The organism is Tamlana crocina (genome assembly GCF_012037625.1).
In genome coordinates, this window is record NZ_JAAVJS010000859.1 from 1 (window position 1) to 284 (window position 284).

The 284-nt window shown below is 35.2% G+C and carries 1 protein-coding gene; it reads left to right on the top strand.

Going from position 1 to position 284, the window contains the following annotated elements:
- Positions 1 to 233 (top strand): hypothetical protein (locus HC176_RS19285; RefSeq protein WP_209309844.1); only part of this gene is annotated, 233 nt, incomplete at its 5' end.
- Positions 234 to 284: the final 51 nt, after the last annotated feature.

Consider the following 284-nt stretch of genomic DNA (forward strand, 5'->3'; position numbering starts at 1 on the left):
ACATAGAAAGGAATACCACGGCACCAGATGTAGAATTTCTGCATGGTGCAGCTGATTTATACAAGATTTCTTTAGATGAACTTATTGGCAGAAAAACACTTATCACTGAGGAAAGCAGCTATGAACAGCAGATATTAAATGTCGTTGAAATGATGGATGACACAAAAAAAGAGCTTAGTTTACGGTTACTAAGTGAAGTGGCTCAACAAAGAGGTGATAAGGATGGCGAATAGTTATTTTAATGAAAATACACTTGAGGAGTTGATTGAAGAAATTAAGTATGT